Origin of the sequence: Streptomyces sp. NPDC050439, from assembly GCF_040655335.1 — a bacterium.
GTDB lineage: Bacteria > Actinomycetota > Actinomycetes > Streptomycetales > Streptomycetaceae > Streptomyces.
Map to the genome: position 1 here is coordinate 386,572 of NZ_JBFAJT010000002.1, position 17,503 is coordinate 404,074.

A 17,503-nucleotide genomic window follows, 5' to 3' on the forward strand; every position below is an offset into this window, starting at 1 on the left:
GAAGACTGCGTGCGACTGCGTGCGACTGCGGAGAACGGCGAGGCTGCCAGACTGCGAATCACAGCACCGCCTACCGACGATCCTTGCCACAGTGACAAGCCCCGTCCATGGTCGTACGCACTCTTTTCCGATGGGACCATCACCCTGTGACAAACAAGCGGGAACGCGTCCGGCAGGAACTCCTGTCCGATCCCCGCCTCGTCGAGGCGGTAGTCGACGCGGTGCACGAGCAGGTTCCGGCGTACACGGCACTGGACGGCAGCAGGTTCCCCGAGGTGCGGGCCATCGCGGCCTGGGCGACGGACCGCCTCCTCGACCACTGGGTGACCGACGGTGCGATCGGTGACGCCGATCTGCGGCGCTTCCGGGGGATCGCGGCGGCGCGGGCGGCGGACGGCCGCCCCTTGCAGGCCGTGCTCCGCGCCTACCGGGTCGCGGCCGCGGTACTCGCGGACGAGGTCGCGGCCCGCGCGCCGCAGCTGTCCGCGCGGGACGCCTTCGCCCTGACCCGACTGCTGCTCACCGCGATGGACACCCTCTCCGAGGAGATGACGACGGCGTACGCGGCCACCAGCGAGCGCCTCGCCGGTGACCGCGACAGGTCACTCCAACTGCTGCTCGACGACCTGATCGCCGGCCGGCACGCGTCGCTGGGCGCACTCGGCGCGCGGGCCTCCCGCCTGGGCGTACAACTGCCGGACCCTTACTGCCTGTTGCTGGCGGAGCCGGCCTTCTCCGAAGACCAGGACGGCCACCCGTCCGACATCTCCCTCACCACCTCGACGACCCTGCTCGCGGCCCTCGGCGGAGAGGGGGCGCAGAGGACACCGCCGGCGACGACGTCCCTGGCGACGACCCACGGATCGCGCGCCGTACTCCTCCTGCCCGCCGCGTCCGCCGACGCCGTGCCCGAGGTCCTGCGCAAGCACGCCTGGCGCGGCTGCGTGATCTCGGGCGAGAGCCTGGAGCGCGTGGCCGTCGCCCACCGGCTCGCCGCGGGCGCCCTGGACACCGCTCCCCCGCACGCCCATCACCCCGACCGGGTCCTCACCGACGCCGACGCCCACGTCCTCGCCCTGCTCGCGGGTCACCCGGTGGTGAGCCCCGACCAGATCGGCCGCATCGTCCTCGGTCAACTCGTCGATGGCGCCCGACGCCACCTCCTCCAAGCCCTCACCGCGTACATCGACACCGGCTCGGCCAACGCAGCGGCCCGCGCACTCCATCTCCACCCCCAGTCCGTCCGCTACCGCCTGCGCCGCGTCCGAGACATCACGTCCCGCGACCCCCAGGACCCCTGGCAACGCCTGACGCTGGACATCGCGCGGACGATCGTGCCCGGGGGCCGGGGCCGGCAGGGCCCCGGCCGCTGACGGCAAGGAGGGCGCGCGGATCTGCCCCCTTGCGCTCGGGCTCTCTGCCCGGGCGCGCACTGACCGGTCAACGCCCCCGCGTACAGGCCTGGTTCACCTATCCGGATTGGCGACCTCCGCCTCTGTTGTGCCGATCCCGGCGATCAGGCGAACCTCGTGGCATCGAATGGCGCGCCTGCACGGCGCGCCGAGAGGAGACACATGCCCAGGTCGTTCAGCGGTACGGAATTCCTGCAGGCACTCGCGTCGGACACGGTCCGCGAGCAACCCGTCGTCGTCGGAATGGTCAAGAAGTCCGAGGACGGCGCGGACAGCGTCCAGTTCGCTCCCGGCGCGACGTGCCAGGACTGGACGACGATCCCCGTCGGCCTCATCGACCGGGTGGAGCTGCTGCGCCAGGTCCCCTGCGACGACCACACGCACAGCCTCGTCCAGCTCACCCTCAAGGAGTCCGACTCCCCCGAACACGCGGTCCTGGCCACGCTGCTCGCCCACTACGCGCGCGCCGGCGCCGCATCCGCGCCCTCGCCGTGCGGCACCCCGGCTCACATCCAGCCCCCTCCGCCGGGCCCGCAGGCCCTGCCACGGCCTCCCCAGCACCCCGGGCCGCACGGCCCGGCAGCGCAGGCCCCAGGAGTACGGGGCCCAGCAGCCCAGGGCCCGGCAGCGGCTCCCCTCACCTGGGGTGTCTCCCCGCAGGGCACGCCACCCGATGCCACGCCCCGGGCCCAGGCCCAGTGCGTGGACGGCAGCTCGGCCTGCGTGAGCGACGGATACGGGGGCTTCACCTGCCTGGCCTGCTGTCACGGTGGCTGGCACGACATCGGCCCCTGCCTGTACGGCAAGTGGTTCGGCTGCAACGGCACCAACTACAACGCGTACAACTGCTGGCCCATCGCCTGATACCAGCCCTCTACCTGCGCCGCCACTCCTCGGCGAGCAGTTCGTAGGAGCGCACCCGGTCGGCGTGGCCGTGGGTGATGGTGGTGATGAGCAACTCGTCGGCGCCGGTGGCTTCCTGGAGTTGTTCCAGGAGGTCGGCGACGCGGCCCGGGGAGCCGGTGAACTGGGTTTCGGTGCGGTCCTCGACCAGTGCGCGGTCCGCGTCGGTCCAGACGTGCGCGCGTGCCTCCTGCGGCGTGGGGTACGGGATGGCGCCCTCGGCCGTGCGGATGCTGCGGACCCAGGGGCCGTAGCCCGCGGCGAGTTCGCGGGCGGTCTCGTCGTCCTGAGCGACGACCACGTCGGCGGAGACGCTGACGTAGGGCTTGTCCAGTACGTCGGAGGGTGTGAACGCGGCACGGTAGCCCTCGGCCGCTTCGAGCACCGTGCCAGGGCTGACGTGGTAGTTCGCGGCGAAGGGCAGGCCGTTGCGGCCCGCGACGTCCGCGCTCTGACCGCCGCTGCTGCCCAGGACCCACACCTGGATCTCGGCGCCCTCACCGGGGACGACATGCGCTTCGACGCCGTCGTCGGAGCGGTACGTTCCCGCGAGCAGGGCGAGGATGTCGTCGACCTGCTCGCCGTAGTCCTGCGCCTGGGCGTGCGGCTGCTGGAGCAGCTTGCGCTGGAGCGCGACGCGGGGCGAGCCCAGCAGATGTTCGTAGGAGAAGCGCGCCGGAATCCGCAGCCCGTTGGGGGCGCGGCCGTCGACGACGGGGGTCGCGGTCGGCAGCGCGGCGGCGGGCGTCGCGGGTGGCTTGCCGCCGGAGCGGCCGAGACCGAGGTCGAGGCGCCCGGGGTGCAGCGCGTCGATCAGGCCGAACTCCTCGACGGTGGAGAGCGCGGTGCGGTGCCCGAGCTGCACGGCGCCTGCCCCGAGCCGGATCGTGGAGGTCGCCGCGGCGGTGAGGGCGAGGACGACCGCGGGTGACGTGCCTGCCACGCCCGGGTTGAGGTGGTGCTCGGCGAACCAGTAACGGGCGTACCCGAGTTGCTCGGCCCGCCGGGCCAGGTCGATGGAGTGGTGCAGCGCTTCGGTCGCGGTGGAGCCGGATGAGACCGGGACCAGGTCCAGGACGCCGAGAGGGATCTGTGACATGGGTGTGCTCCTCCTCAGTGGCCGGCCGACGCGGGCACGGGCTCGGGGGCGCTCGCGTCCACGCCCGTGTCGGGGTGGGCCAGGCCCAGGTGGTCGCGCAGGGTGGTGCCCGCGTACTCCGTGCGGAAGACGCCGCGCTCCTGGAGCAGCGGGACCACGGTGTCGGCGAAGGCGTCGAGACCGCCGGGGGTGAGGTGCGGGACGAGGATGAAGCCGTCGGCGGCGTCGGCCTGGACGAAGGAGTTGATCGTCTCGGCGACGGTGGCCGGGGAGCCGACGAAGGACTGGCGGTTGCCGGTCTCGATGACGAGGTCGCGGATGGACCAGTTGTTCGCGGCCGCGAGCTCGCGCCACTCCCGGACGGTGGCCAGCGGGTCGCGGTACATCCGCACCTGCGCCCGGCCGCGGGCGATGGTGTGCTCGCCGAGGTCCGGGTCGATGTCGGGCAGCGGGCCTTCCGGGTCGTAGGCGGAGAGGTCGCGGTTCCAGACGAACTCCAGGTGCTTGATGGCGGTGGCTCCGCTGACCTGGAGGCGCCGCACCTCCCGGGAGAGTTCCTCCGCATCGGCGTCCGTGTCCCCGAGGACGAAGGTCGCGGCGGGCAGGATGAGCAGCTGGTCGTCGGTGCGGCCGTGACGGGCGAGGCGTCCCTTGACGTCGGTGTAGAACGCCTGCCCTTCCTTGAGCGTGCTGTACCGGCTGAAGATCGCGTCCGCGCCGGAGGCCGCGAACTCCCTCCCCTCCTCCGAGTCGCCTGCCTGGAAGATGACCGGCCGCCCCTGAGGGCTGCGCGGGACATTGAACTGGCCCTGGATGTCGAAGTGTTGACCCTTGTGGACGAAGGCACCCGCCTGGGCGTCGCGCAGGAACGTGCCGGTGACCCGGTCGGCGACGATCTCGTCACCGCGCCAGGAGTCGAAGAGCTCGTTCGCCGTGGCCAGGAACTCCTTGGCCCTGGAGTAGCGCTCCTCCTGCGGGAGGAATCCGCCACGGCGGAAGTTCTCGCCGGTGAAGGCGTCCCAGGAGGTCACGACGTTCCACGCGGCGCGTCCGCCCGAGAGATGGTCGAGACTGGCGAACTGTCGCGCCACCTCGTAGGGCTCGTTGAAGGTGGAGTTGATGGTGCCGGTCAGGCCCAGGTGTTCGGTGACGGCGGCGAGCGCACCGAGGACGGTGAAGGTGTCGGGCCTGCCCACGACGTCCAAGTCATAGATTTTTCCGCCCTGTTCGCGCAGGCGCAGCCCCTCGGCGAGGAACAGGAAGTCGAACTTGGCGCGCTCGGCGGTCCGCGCGAAGTGCGCGAAGGAGCTGAACTCGATGTGACTGCCGGCCTCGGGGTCGCTCCACACGGTGGTGTTGTTGACGCCGGGGAAGTGCGCCGCGAGGTGGATCTGCTTGAGCGGCTTGTCCGGAGACTTGCTCATGACGGGGTCCTTCCGGCTCAGGCGGTGGCGGCCGCGTAGCGGCTCGCGGGGCGGGCGAGGCCAAGCAGGCCGCGCAGGGTGTCGGCTTCGTACGCGCGCCTGAAGGCGCCGCGCCGCTGGAGCTCGGGCACCAGGCCCCGGGTGATCGCCGGAAGGTCGTGGCCGACGACGGCGGGACGCAGCCGGAACCCGGTGAGCCCGGCCTGCCCCAACTCGGCGAGTAGATCGGACAGTTGGGAAGGCGTACCCGTGAACACCTGCGCGTCACTGGTGTACGGGTGGCCCGCGAGGGCGTCCAGACGCTCACGGCGGTCCGCGGCGGCGGCCGCGTCGTCGTCGAGGAACACGACCAGGTCACCGAAGAGGTGCAGGGGCTCCTCGGCCCGCCCGGCGGCGTCCTGTTCACCGCGGACCGCGCTGACGACGGCGCGCGCGTGTCCGGCGTCGCGCGGGGTGACGTATCCGATGTCGGCCGAGCGGCCGAGCAGCCGGAACGGCGCGTGGGTCCGGGACTCGTGGGCGAGCGCACTGACGATCGGCCGGCCCTGGGGCGGCCTGGGCGTGATCGAGGGGCCCTTGACGCTGAAGTGCTTGCCCTCGAAGTCGACGTAGTGCAGCTTGTCGCGGTCGATGAAGCGGCCGGTGGCGACGTCTCGGATCTCCGCGTCGTCCTCCCAGCTGTCCCAGAGGCGGCGCACCACTTCGATGTGATCGGCCGCCTCGTCGAAGAGCTCGGCGGTCAACTCCCGTACGTCCGGCCGTTCGAGGTCCTCGATGCCGAAGGCGGGAAACGTGCGGCGCCCGAAGTGCGCGGCCTCGTTCCGGCGCGCCGACACCTGCACGCGCAGGCCCGCACGGCCCGCGCTCACATAGTCGAGCGTTGCGATCGCCTTGGATATGTGGAAGGGCTCCGTGTGCGTGGCCACCACCGTCGGCACCAGACCGATGTGGCTGGTCAGCGGGGCGACGCGGGCGGCGATGAGGACGGCGTCGAGCCGCCCGCGGATCTGGTCGGTGCGTCCGTCGGGTGCGGTGAAGTGCGAGGACTGCGGGCCGAGCCCGTCCTCGATCGTCACGAAGTCGAGGAGGCCGCGCTCGGCTTCCGTGACGAGATCGGCCCAGTACCGGGCGGTGAACAACTCCCTTGGCCGGGACACCGGTTCGCGCCAGGCGGCCGGGTGCCAGCCCGCCCCGTCGAGCGCGACGGCGAGGTGCAGCGCGTCGGAAGAAGCCGAGGGAGCGGAAGAGGGCAGACGGGAAGAGGGCAGACGGGATGAAGGTGATGACGACACGAGAAGGGTGCCTTCCTGATCGACCGTACGAGAACGCCGGCCCCTCGGCTCCGAGGGTGCACGGCGGCGGGTGACGGGTCAGGAACGACAGAGCGCGCCGGCGACACGCTGCAGGTCGATGTGGTGCCGGGAGTACAGATGCACCTGGCGGCTCGGGCCGATCACGAGGACGCGCGGACCGGGCACGGGCGACAGCGGTGCCGCGGGCGACAGCGGTGGCACGTTCGGCAGCAGTGGCACGACCGTCACCTCCGCCCTTCCGGATCGGCGGGCCTGCGGCCTCACCGGTCTCGCGCTGGAACCTGCTCGGACGCTACGCGAGGGCGCAGCCGCACGCAATGCCCGTGGATCATGGCGAGGCCGACACCACCGCACGCGCCGCCGTTCGGCGTCCGCCTTCGTCAGGCTCAACCGCCGGGCCGCTCCATCTGTTCCGGCCCCGCGCCGATGCGGTCGACGGATCGGGACGGCCGCGGCCACCCTGCCGCGGCCAAGCTGCCGCGGCCGTCCCGGACATCACCAGATCACCAGCTCACCAGATCCTGACGCGGTCCGCCCGGTCCAGCCAGAGACCGTCGCCTTCCCTCGTCCCGAACGCCTCGTGGAACTCGTCGAGGTTACGGACGATGTTGGCCCGGAACTCCGGCGGCGAGTGCGGGTCGATCGTGAGGTACTGCTGCTCCTGCTCCTTGCGGCGCTTGGTGCGCCAGCAGTAGGCCCAGTTCATGAAGAGCCGCTGGGTGCCGGTCAGGCCGTCCTTCGTGGGCATCGGATCGCCGTTGAGCGCGATCTTGTACGCCGTGTGCCCGATGGTCAGGCCGCCCAGGTCGCCGATGTTCTCGCCCACCGTCAGCGAGCCGTTGACGAACTCGCCGGGGAGGTTGCGGGGCGAGAACGCGTCGTACTGCTTGACCAGCGCCTTCGACTTTGCCTCGAACGCGGTCTTGTCGGCCGCGGTCCACCAGTCGTTGAGGTTGCCCGCGCCGTCGTACTGCGCGCCCTGGTCGTCGAAGCCGTGGCCGATCTCGTGGCCGATGACGGAGCCGATGCCGCCGTAGTTCTCGGCGGGGTCGGCGTCGGGCGAGAAGAACGGCTTCTGCAGGATGCCCGCGGGGAAGCAGATCTCGTTGGTGCCCGGGTTGTAGTAGGCGTTGACGGTCTGCGGCAGCATGAACCACTCGTCGCGGTCGACCGGTGCGCCGATCTTCGCGAGCTGCCGGTCGGACTCGAAGGCGTCCGCCGCCTGCGCGTTGCCGAGCAGGTCGTCCGCGGACACCTGGAGGGCCGAGTAGTCGCGGAAGGTGTCGGGGTAGCCGATCTTGGGACGGAAGGTGGCGAGCTTCTCGTAGGCGCGCTCCTTCGTCTCGTCCGTCATCCAGTCGAGCCGGGCGATCGACTGGCGGTAGGCCTCGAGGAGGTTGGCGACGAGGTCGTCCATCATCGCCTTGGAGCTCGGCGGGAAGTGCCGCGCCACGTACTCCTTGCCGACCGCCTCGCCGATGCAGCCCTCGACGAAAGCGACCGCCCGCTTCCACCGGGCGCGCAGCTCCGGGGTGCCGTTGAGGGTGCGGCCGTAGAACTCGAAGTTGTTCCGGACGAAAGCGTCCGTGAGGTAGGGCGCGCAGGAGCGCAGCACCCGGACCAGCGTCCAGTCGCGCCACTGCTCGATCGGCACCTCGTCGAGGACCGCGGACAGGTGGCGGAGGTAGGACGGCTGGCGGACGCACGACTCGGCGATGGTCTCTTCCGAGCCACCGAGCCCCGCGACATAACCGCGCCAGTCGAAGTGCGGCGCCAGGGTGATCAGTTCGTGCAGGGTGAGGAGGTTGTAGGTCTTCTGCACGTCACGCGTCTCGGCCCGCTCCCAGTGACCGCCGGCGAGCCGGGTCTCCAGGGCCAGGACCGCCTGCGCGGCCTCGGCGGGCGCGGCGTGCTGCCCCAAAGTGAGCAGCTCGGTGAGGTAGGCGACGTACTTCTCGCGGATCTCGGCGAACTTCTCTTCGCGGTAGTACGACTCGTCGGGCAGGCCGAGGCCGCCCTGAACGATGTTGAAGAGATAGCGGTCGGAGTCGCGGTCGTCCGAATCGATGTAGGAGCCGAAGAGACCGGAGCCGCCGATCCGCTCGAAACGGCCGAGGAACGCCGCGAGCTCCCGGGTGTCCCGCAGACCCTTGACCTCGTCGATCAGGGGCTGTGCCGGGGCGAGCCCGCGGGCGGCGATCGTCTCCTCGTCCATGAAGGAGGCGTACAGCGTGGCGATCTTGTGCGCGTCATCCGGGACGGCGCCGGCCGTCACGGCCGACGCGAGCTCCTGGATGATCACCTTCACTTGTTCCTCGGCCGTGTCGACCAACTGCACAAAGGGGCCCCAGCTGGAGCGATCTTCGGGGATCGGCTCGTTCTCCAGCCAGTGACCGTTGACGTGGCCGAACAGGTCGTCCTGCGGCCGGATCTCGGGGTTCATGCCCGCGTGGGCGTCATCCAGCATGCTCATTCACGCACCCTACGCGGACACGGGGCCCGAGCACGATCGGCCGGTCACCACCGGACCGGCCTCATCCCGCGACGTACTCCCGCAGGTACCGCGCCGTCACGGTCTCCCCCTCGGACACGAGGGTCGCGGGGGTGCCGGTGAACACCACCTGCCCGCCGTCGTGACCGCCGCCGGGGCCCAGGTCGATGATCCAGTCCGCGTGCGCCATCACCGCCTGGTGGTGCTCGATGACGACCACGGAGTTGCCGTCGTCGACGAGCCGGTCGAGCAGCGCGAGCAGCTTGTCCACGTCGGCCAGGTGCAGCCCGGTCGTCGGCTCGTCCAGGACGTATGTCGAGGACTTCTCGGCCATGTGAATGGCGAGCTTGAGGCGCTGGCGCTCGCCGCCGGAGAGGGTGTTGAGCGGCTGTCCGAGCCGCAGATAGCCGAGCCCGACATCGCTGAGGCGGCCGAGGATGGTGTGGGCCTGGCCCGAGGGGAAGAAGTCGTGCGCCTCGGCGACGGACATGCCGAGCACCTCGCTGATGTTCTTGCCGCGCAGCCGGTAGGTGAGGACCTCGGCCGTGAAGCGCTCTCCCTCGCACTTCTCGCAGACGGACGCCACCCCGGCCATCATCGCGAGGTCGGTGTAGATCAGACCGATGCCGTTGCACTTGGGGCAGGCGCCCTCGGAGTTCGCGCTGAACAGGGCCGCCTTGACGCCGTTGGCCTTCGCGAACGCGGTGCGGATCGGGCCGAGCAGACCGGTGTAGGTCGCCGGGTTCGAGCGGCGCGAGCCGCGTATCGGGGACTGGTCGGCCACCACCACGCCCTCCTGTCCGGAGAGATAGCCGTGGATCAGCGAGCTCTTGCCTGACCCGGCGACGCCGGTGACCACGGCGAGCACCCCGAGCGGGATGTCGACCTCGACGTCCTTGAGGTTGTGCCGGTCCGCGCCCTTGATGGAGAGCTGCCCCTTGGGTACCCGCACCTGCTCGCGCAGCCGGGCCCGGTGCTCCAGGTGCCGCCCGGTCAGCGTGCCGGACGCGCGCAGCCCGGCCACGTCGCCGGTGAAGCAGATCTCGCCGCCCACCGTACCGGCGCCGGGGCCGAGGTCCACCACGTGGTCGGCGATGGCGATGACCTCGGGCTTGTGCTCCACCACCAGCACCGTGTTGCCCTTGTCGCGCAGCCGGAGCAGCAGGTCGTTCATGCGCCGGATGTCGTGCGGGTGCAGGCCGATGGTCGGCTCGTCGAAGACGTACGTGACGTCGGTGATGCTGGAGCCGAGATGGCGGACCATCTTCACGCGCTGCGCCTCGCCGCCGGAGAGCGAGCCCGACGTGCGGTCCAGGCTGAGATAGCCGAGTCCGATCTCGACAAGGGATTCGAGCAGCTCGCGCAGGCCCGTGATCAGCGGCGCGACCGCGGGGTCGTCGAGGCCCCGGACGAACGCGGCCAGATCGCTGATCTGCATGGCCGAGCAGTCGGCGATGTTCAGGCCGTCGATCCTGGACGACAACGCGTCCGCGGTCAGCCTCGTGCCGTCGCAGAGCCCGCAGCGGGCGAAGACCACGGTCCGGTCGACGAAGGCCTTGATGTGGGGCTGCAGGGAGTCGCGGTCCTTGGCGAGCCAGGTCCGCTGCATCTTGGCCACCAGGCCCTCATACGTGAAGCCGTTCGAGCCGACCTTCACCTTGACCGGGGCCTTGTGCAGGAGGTCGGCCCATTCCTGCTCGGTGAAGTCCCTGAGCTTCTTGTCGGGGTCGTGGAAGCCGGAGTTGACCATGACCTGCCAGCTCCAGGAGTCCACCGCGTAGTAGGGGACGGTGATCGCGCCCTCGTTCAGGGAGAGATCGCGGTTCACGAGCTGGTCCACGTCGACGGTGGAGGCCTCACCGGTGCCCTCGCACTGGGGGCACATGCCTTCGGGCAGATTGAAGCTGAAGGCGCCCGACGTCCCGATGTGCGGGTCGCCGAGGCGGCTGAAGATGATCCTGAGCATGGTGTACGCGTCGGTGGCGGTGCCCACCGTGGAACGCGAGTTGGCGCCCATGCGCTCCTGGTCGACGACGATCGCGGCGCTGAGGTTGCGCAGGCTGTCGACGTCGGGGCGGCTCTGGCTCGGCATGAACGACTGGACGAACGCGGTGTACGTCTCGTTGATCAGCCGCTGCGACTCGGCCGCGATGGTGCCGAAGACGAGCGAGGACTTCCCGGAGCCGGAGACTCCGGTGAAGACGGTGAGCCGCCGCTTGGGGATGTCGAGCGAGACGTTCCGCAGATTGTTCTCGCGGGCGCCTCGCACCTGAATCACGTGGTGGCTGTCGGCGGGGATGACCGTCACTGATGCTCCTTGGCCTGAACGGGCGGAAGGAAAAGCGTACACCGTACCCAGTGATGCGCGTACACCGTACCCAGTATTTGTCCGCCGTCGATTTCCGGCTCCAATTGCCGCCCCAGAGCGCTCAGTTGGTATGGACATGACCGCCGCGTCGCTCTTATGCTCCGCCTGAACTCATCGTGAGAGCGCTCTCATCACCCTGTTCCTCCCCACCTCGACGGAACGACAGAAAGGGCACTGCCATGAGACGCAGAACCGGAGCCCGCATCGCCGTCTCCTCCTTGCTCCTGGTCGGCACCTGGGCAAGCGCCTCGCTCACCTCCACCGCCGGCGCCGCCCCCGCCCCCACTCCTCCCCCGGCCTCCGCGGGCATGCTCACCGCCCTCCAGAGCGACCTCGGACTCACCGCGGGCCAGGCGCGCGAACGCCTCGCCGCCGAGAAGACCGCGACCCGCGTCGACCGCGCGGCGCAGCGCGCGGCCGGAGCCACGTACGCGGGCTCCTGGTACGACGCGAAGACCGCCAGGCTCACCGTCGCCACCACCAGCGCGGGCAAGGCCGACGCCCTGCGCGAGACCGGCGCCACCGTCCGCGTGGTCCGCCACAGCGCGAAGGAACTGGACGCCGCCAAGAAGCGCATCGACGCACTGGACGCGCCCAAGGGCGTCAGCAGCTGGCATGTGGCGCCGCGCAGCAACAAGGTCGTGGTGAACGTCGTCGCTGCTCAGAAGAACGACAACGATGTCCGGCGGTTCGTCGACCGGGCCCGCGAGGCGGGTCCCGTGCAGGTCGAGACGGTCGGCAAGGCACCGAGCACGTTCGCCGCGGGCACCGTCGGCGGCGACCCCTACTACACCGGCAACGTCCGCTGTTCCATCGGCTTCTCGGTGCACGGAGGGTTCGTCACCGCGGGCCACTGCGGGCAGGCGGGAGCCGGTGTGCGCGGCTGGGACGGCTCGAACATCGGCAGCTTCCAGGGCTCCTCGTTCCCCGGCAACGACTACGCGTACGTGAGCGTGGGCAACGGCTGGTGGACCGTCCCGGTGGTGCTCGGCTGGGGCACCGTCTCCGACCAGCTCGTGCGCGGCTCGGCGGAGGCACCCGTAGGGGCGTCGATCTGCCGCTCCGGCTCCACCACGCACTGGCACTGCGGCACCGTCCTCGCCAAGAACGAGACCGTCAACTACAGCCAGGGCGCCGTCCACCAGATGACCAAGACGAGCGTCTGCGCCGAACCGGGCGACTCCGGCGGCTCGTTCATCAGCGGCGACCAGGCCCAGGGCGTCACCTCGGGCGGCTGGGGCAACTGCAGCGGCGGCGGTGAGACCTGGCACCAGCCCGTCAACGAGATCCTCGGGCGTTATGGCCTGACCCTGCACACCGCCTGACGGCGGCGGACCGCGCCGGGCCCGCGGGAGGGCCCGGCGCGTACGCCGCTGCGGTGAGTCCTGGCGGCTGGATGGCCCTAACGGGGTTCACCGCGCCCACCCCGGAGGAAGGACTGCGGCTGCCACTGCCAGGAACGAACTGGTCCCGGGACCGCGCGTCCGGGGACGGACGGAGAAGCGCGATGACAGCAAGGGCCTCTCGTTTGGATCGGGCCGGATCAGGGAGCGGGGCCCGCCGCCGCACCCGCATCGGCACGAGGCTCCTGGCCACGGTGGCCGTGGGCGCGCTCACCATGGGGGCCGCGCAGGAGAGCACACCGGCGGACGCCGGGGAGCCGGGGCAGGGCAGGTCGCCCTTCACCGGGATGCGGGCACAGCAGGGCCCGGTGCTCGCGGTGAAGTTCGACAACGCGCGCATGGCCAGGCCGCACACCGGCCTCGCGCAGGCGGACATCGTGTACGTGGAGAAGGTCGAGGGCGGCATGAGCCGGCTGATGGGGGTGTACTCCAGCCGCCTCCCCCAGGCCGTCGGTCCGGTGCGCAGCGCCCGGGAGTCCGACGTCGAACTGCTGCGGCAGTTCGGCCGCCCGGCGCTCGCCTACTCGGGGGTGCGCAGCTCGCTCAACAAGATGCTCCGGCAGTCGCCGCTCTACACCCGCCCGCACGGCCGCCTCCCCGGCGCCTACTTCCGCGACGGCAGCCGGCCGGCCCCGCACAACCTCTTCGCCCGTCCCGAGGCAGTGCTGCGCTCGGCCCCGAAGGCCGACCACGCCGCCGACATCGGCTTCCGCTTCGGGCCTGCCCCGGCCGGCGGCTCACGCACCGCGGCACGCACCGTCCGATACGCGTCGGCCAGCCACACCTTCAGCTGGTCGCCCGGTGAGCGCCGCTGGCTCGCGTCCTTCGACGGAGCCCCGGCCCGCAGCAGCTCGGGGGCGCAGCTGGGCGCGCGGACCATCGTCATCCAGCGTGTGAGCATGCCCCCGTCGCGCTACAAGGACGTCAACGGCGCCCCGACGCCCTACATCAAGACCGTCGGCAGCGGCCGGGCGACCGTCCTGCGCGACGGCAAGGCGTACCAGACCCGTTGGAAGCGGACGAGCCCCGAGGGCGGCACGACCTTCACGCTCTCCAACGGGCAACGGATGCCCTTCGCCCGCGGGCAGGTCTGGATGGTCTTCGAGGACCGCTGATCCCTGCCGTCCTGTCGTCCCCGCCCCGGACAGGCGTCAGCCCGGTGACCGTGATCGGTCACCGGGCTGACGCGCGTACTCCTGGCGGAGTGTCAGGTACTCAGCCGCGTACGGACTCCAGCTCCCGGTCCTCGTCCTCCCGGCGCGCCGTGGGGAAGTCGCCGAGCTGCTTGTGCAGCTTCTCGCCCTCCACGTCGACGTTCGGCAGCGCGCGGTCGAGCCACTTCGGCAGCCACCAGGCCTTGTTGCCCAGGAGGGCGAGCACGGCCGGGACGATCGCCATGCGGACGACGAAGGCGTCGAAGAGGACGGCGACGGCCAGACCGAAGCCCATCATCTTGATCATGTCGTCGTTCTCCATGATGAAGCCGGAGAAGACGCTGATCATGATGACCGCCGCGGCGGCGACCACACGTCCGCCGTGCGTGAAACCGGTGACGACGGCCTCGCCGGAGCGCGCCCCGTGGACGTACGCCTCACGCATGCGCGTCACGAGGAACACTTCGTAGTCCATGGCGAGACCGAAGACCACACCGATCATGAAGATCGGCATCATGCTCATGATCGGGCCCGGCTGGTCCACGCCGACGATGTCCGCGAGCCAGCCCCACTGGAAGACCGCGACGACGGCGCCGAGCGCGGCGGCCACCGAGAGGAGGAAGCCGAGCGCCGCCTTGAGCGGCACCAGGATCGAGCGGAAGACCAGCATCAGGAGCAGGAAGGCCAGGCCGACGACGAGTCCCAGGTAGGGCAGGAGCGCGTCGTCCAGGGTCTGCGAGAAGTCGATGGTCATGGCGGTCGCACCGGTGACCAGGACCTCGGAGTTCGTCTTGTCCCCGAGCCCGTCGACCGTGGAGCGGATCTCCTTGACGACGCCCTCGGTCTTGTGGTCGCTGGGACCGGTCGTCGGGACGACATTGAAGATCGCGGTGTCGTCGGACTTGTTGGGGTTCGCCGGAGTGACGGCGGCGACGCCGTCGATCTTGGCGATCTCCTTGCCGACGGTATCGGCCGCGGCGGCGGCACCCTTGTCCTTGTCGGTGTCGACGGTGACCATCAGCGGGCCGTTGAAGCCGGCGCCGAAGGACTCGGACAGCATGTCGTACGCCTTGCGCTGCGTGGTGTCCGGCGCCGACGTGCCCTCGTCGGGCAGGCCGAGCTCCAGGCTGGTGGCCGGTACGGCGACCACACCGAGGCCCACCACGGCGAGCAGCAGCACCGGGATCGGGCGGCGCAGCACGAAGCGCGCCCAGCGCGTGCCCAGCTTCGGCTTGGCGTTCGGGTCCTGCAGTTCGCTCACGGGCTTCTTGCGGTCCTTGCGGCGCAGCACCTTCTTGCCCGCGAACCCGAGCAGCGCGGGGATCATGGTGAGGGCGATCAGGACGGCTATCGCGACCGTGCCGGCCGCGGTCAGGCCCATCTTGGTGAGGATCGGGATGTTGACGATGGCGAGGCCGGAGAGCGCGACGATGACGGTGAGTCCGGCGAACACCACGGCGGAGCCGGCGGTCCCGGTGGCACGGCCCGCGGCCTCCTCCGGCTCGCGCCCCTCGGCGATCTCCGCCCGGTAGCGGGAGACGATGAAGAGCGCGTAGTCGATGCCGACGGCGAGGCCGATCATCATCGCGAGCGTCCCGGTCATGGCGGAGAGGTCGAAGACGCTGCCGAGGGCCGCGATGCCCGAGACGCCGATGCCCACGCCGATGATGGCGGTGAGGAGCGGCATGCCCGCGGCGATCATCGAGCCGAAGGTGATGAGCAGGACGACCGCGGAGACCGCGATGCCGATGAGTTCGGCGGTGCCGCCCATCTCCTGCTCCGCCATCACGGCGTCGCCGCCGGTCTCGACGGTGTAGCCCGTCTTGCGGGTGTCGTCGGTGGCCTTGGTGAGCGCGTCACGCGCCTTGTCGGTCAGCTCGGGGGCGGCCACCTTGTACGTGACGGACGCGTACGCGGTGGTGCCGTCCTTGCTGACGGCGTTGGCCTTGAAGGGGTCGGCGACCTCGCTGACCTGCGGGCCCGCGCCCAGGGTCTTGACCAGCTTCTCGACGTCGCCCTTGGGGCCCGACGCGGTCAGTTTCTCGCCCTCGGGGGCGCGGATGACGACACGGGCGGTGGCGCCCTCGGCGCTGGCCGCCGGGAACTTCTCGTCGAGGAGGTCGAAGGCCTTCTGGGACTCCGTCCCCGGCATGGAGAAGGAGTCTTCGGGCGGTGCGGGTGCGGTGGCCGAGGCGAAGCCGACGCCGGCCAGCAGCACCACCCACATCAGTGCCACATAGCGGCGTCGCCGGAAGGCGAGGCGGCCCAGTTTGTAGAGGAACGTAGCCACGGCGAAGGGGCTCCCGTCGGTTTCGGCAGGTCAGCAGGTTCCCTTCAATGGTCCTGGCCCCTTGCGGCCCGGAAGTCAGACTCAGAGTCGGACTGTCAGCCCACGGGCGCTGTAGTGCCGTGCACGCAGGGTCATCCTCGGGGAGGAGATGTGATCAGGATGTGTAGGACCCACATCAAGTCGCAGGTCACCGGAGGATTCGCCTCCGTACGGTGGGACACCTGTTCACCCGAGAACAACTCGCCCTCATACCACCTCAATAGAGGCGATAAGGTGTCGAGTCAGCTCTCAGATACTTGTCATCACCATCCAGGAGAACCTTCGTGACTCTTGCCATCGCGCCGTCTGAAGCAGCCACGCCGCCGGAAGTCTCCGAGCCGGTGGCCCGGGACGCCCGCGAGTTCGGTGCCTACGCACGGACCGGCGGCTGGGCCTTCGCCCTGAAGGTGGCGCGCAGCGTGCGCCCCGGCGGACAGGGGGCCGACGAGACGCCGAAGGTCTCGGCGAAGGAGTTCAGCGAGCTGGCCGGCTGCTCCGCCGAGCGCGTCATGCGTTACTACAAGGCCTGGGACAAGGCCGCTGACGACGGTCTCGTACCCCTCTTCGAGGCCCTCACGCCCGGCGAGGACATCGAACTTCCGGACTCCGACGCCTGGTTGACGTACTACGCCTCCCGCTCCAGCGCCCTCTCCCCGCGCGGCACCGCGATCACGGAGGCCGCCGAGGCCGAGGGCATCCGCCCCACCAAGGCCCTGGAGGTCGCCGAGAACCCCACCGCGCTGCGGGCCGCGATCCTCGCCGACCCCGGCACCGCCGAGGCGGCGCGGCGCGCGCTGATGGACCGGCTCGACGACGACCCGGCGCTGCGCACCGAGCTCGTCCGCGACATCGTGCGGGCGGACGACCTCAAGAAGGCCGTCGCGGCCGAGGCCAAGGCGGGCGACCGCGTCGACTACGTCCGCCAGATCGTCGACAAGGGCCAGGTCAAGACGCCGGCGGGCCAGCTGATCGACGCGCCCGCCGAGCTGAAGGAGGAGGCCGAGCGGCACCTGTCCCTCATCGACGAGCTCGACGACGGCGAGGACTCCGGCGAGTGGGCGCGCGAGGCGTACGACACCGTGAAGGACCTGGTCGCCCAGACCGTCCAGAGCGACCCGCAGCTGCGGGTGCAGGAGCGCCGCGCGAAGTTCTACAGCAGCCTGCAGAAGGCGACGAAGGTCTTCGAGGAGCTGACCTTCGACGACGCCGAGGTCGACGACATCTACGAGGACGACATGCTGCTGCGCCTGGAGGAGCTGCAGAAGTCGATCGCCGCGTGCATCACGGCGCTGCAGACGGCGACGGCGGGCTCGGCCGCCGCGGGTCCCGCCACGGCCACGGTCGCTGCGGCCTCTGAGGCTGTCGCCGTCTTCGACGACATGCCCGTCTTTGACGACACGGCCGACACGGACGACGCGGCCGACACGGACAACGCGGACGACGCGGCGCACGTGGCCGGCTGACGACCGCGGGTCACGCCCTCCCCGTACATCCCGATGATGACCATGGCCTCTCCCGTAGCCCTGGAGTCGTACGGAATGACCCATACGCGGAGGGATTCGCCGCACCCCGCCGCGCTCGTAGCTTCTTGATCAACGTACGGAGAC

The 17,503-nt window shown here is 70.5% G+C and carries 12 protein-coding genes; 5 read left to right on the top strand and 7 right to left on the bottom strand.

The window, feature by feature from the left end; genetic code table 11:
• Positions 1-146 precede the first annotated feature (146 nt).
• Positions 147-1,373 carry a helix-turn-helix domain-containing protein gene (locus AB0I66_RS08825; protein ID WP_363207062.1) on the top strand — a complete coding sequence of 409 codons (1,227 nt, stop codon included), beginning with the start codon at positions 147-149 and terminating at the stop codon, positions 1,371-1,373.
• A gap of 201 nt (positions 1,374-1,574) precedes the next feature.
• Positions 1,575-2,276, top strand: a complete 702-nt coding sequence (locus AB0I66_RS08830; protein WP_363207063.1) for a hypothetical protein — start codon at positions 1,575-1,577, stop codon at positions 2,274-2,276.
• Positions 2,277-2,286: 10 nt separating this feature from the next.
• On the opposite strand, the gene AB0I66_RS08835 is transcribed toward AB0I66_RS08830, so the two are convergent.
• The 6 genes from AB0I66_RS08835 to AB0I66_RS08860 all read right to left on the bottom strand — a co-directional run bounded on the left by AB0I66_RS08835 (position 2,287) and on the right by AB0I66_RS08860 (position 10,950).
• Entirely contained in the window at positions 2,287-3,414 is a 1,128-nt protein-coding gene (locus AB0I66_RS08835) for an LLM class flavin-dependent oxidoreductase (RefSeq protein WP_363207064.1), read from the bottom strand.
• A gap of 14 nt (positions 3,415-3,428) precedes the next feature.
• Positions 3,429-4,838 (bottom strand): NtaA/DmoA family FMN-dependent monooxygenase, encoded by a 1,410-nt coding sequence (locus tag AB0I66_RS08840; RefSeq protein ID WP_363207065.1) that lies wholly within the window; start codon positions 4,836-4,838, stop codon positions 3,429-3,431.
• A gap of 17 nt (positions 4,839-4,855) precedes the next feature.
• Positions 4,856-6,091, bottom strand: a complete 1,236-nt coding sequence (locus tag AB0I66_RS08845) for an LLM class flavin-dependent oxidoreductase (RefSeq protein WP_363207844.1) — start codon at positions 6,089-6,091, stop codon at positions 4,856-4,858.
• Positions 6,092-6,208: 117 nt separating this feature from the next.
• Entirely contained in the window at positions 6,209-6,370 is a 162-nt protein-coding gene (locus tag AB0I66_RS08850) for a putative leader peptide (RefSeq protein ID WP_363207066.1), read from the bottom strand.
• A 292-nt stretch (positions 6,371-6,662) separates the two neighbouring features.
• Complete coding sequence (locus AB0I66_RS08855) at positions 6,663-8,624, bottom strand: M13-type metalloendopeptidase (protein WP_363207067.1); 1,962 nt, start codon at positions 8,622-8,624, stop codon at positions 6,663-6,665.
• Positions 8,625-8,685: 61 nt separating this feature from the next.
• Complete coding sequence (locus AB0I66_RS08860) at positions 8,686-10,950, bottom strand: excinuclease ABC subunit UvrA (RefSeq protein ID WP_363207068.1); 2,265 nt, start codon at positions 10,948-10,950, stop codon at positions 8,686-8,688.
• Between the two features lie 239 nt (positions 10,951-11,189).
• On the opposite strand from AB0I66_RS08860, the gene AB0I66_RS08865 reads away from it, so the two are divergent.
• Together AB0I66_RS08865 and AB0I66_RS08870 are read left to right on the top strand one after the other, a co-directional pair.
• Entirely contained in the window at positions 11,190-12,335 is a 1,146-nt protein-coding gene (locus AB0I66_RS08865) for a S1 family peptidase (RefSeq protein WP_363207069.1), read from the top strand.
• 182 nt (positions 12,336-12,517) lie between these two features.
• On the top strand, positions 12,518-13,528 hold the full coding sequence (locus AB0I66_RS08870) for a DUF3048 domain-containing protein (protein WP_363207070.1): 1,011 nt from the start codon (positions 12,518-12,520) through the stop codon (positions 13,526-13,528).
• A gap of 100 nt (positions 13,529-13,628) precedes the next feature.
• Here AB0I66_RS08870 and AB0I66_RS08875 read toward each other — a convergent pair whose 3' ends face one another.
• Positions 13,629-15,857 (bottom strand): MMPL family transporter, encoded by a 2,229-nt coding sequence (locus AB0I66_RS08875; protein WP_363207071.1) that lies wholly within the window; start codon positions 15,855-15,857, stop codon positions 13,629-13,631.
• 323 nt (positions 15,858-16,180) lie between these two features.
• On the opposite strand from AB0I66_RS08875, the gene AB0I66_RS08880 reads away from it, so the two are divergent.
• Entirely contained in the window at positions 16,181-17,359 is a 1,179-nt protein-coding gene (locus tag AB0I66_RS08880; RefSeq protein ID WP_363207072.1) for a hypothetical protein, read from the top strand.
• Positions 17,360-17,503: the final 144 nt, after the last annotated feature.

What these genes read in the sequence shown, in the direction of transcription:
- AB0I66_RS08830 (WP_363207063.1), top strand. Translation starts at nt 1,575, where the DNA reads ATGCCCAGGTCGTTCAGCGGTACGGAATTCCTGCAGGCACTCGCGTCG.
- AB0I66_RS08835 (WP_363207064.1), bottom strand. Translation starts at nt 3,414, where the DNA reads ATGTCACAGATCCCTCTCGGCGTCCTGGACCTGGTCCCGGTCTCATCC.
- AB0I66_RS08840 (WP_363207065.1), bottom strand. Translation starts at nt 4,838, where the DNA reads ATGAGCAAGTCTCCGGACAAGCCGCTCAAGCAGATCCACCTCGCGGCG.
- AB0I66_RS08855 (WP_363207067.1), bottom strand. Translation starts at nt 8,624, where the DNA reads ATGAGCATGCTGGATGACGCCCACGCGGGCATGAACCCCGAGATCCGG.
- AB0I66_RS08865 (WP_363207069.1), top strand. Translation starts at nt 11,190, where the DNA reads ATGAGACGCAGAACCGGAGCCCGCATCGCCGTCTCCTCCTTGCTCCTG.
- AB0I66_RS08870 (WP_363207070.1), top strand. Translation starts at nt 12,518, where the DNA reads ATGACAGCAAGGGCCTCTCGTTTGGATCGGGCCGGATCAGGGAGCGGG.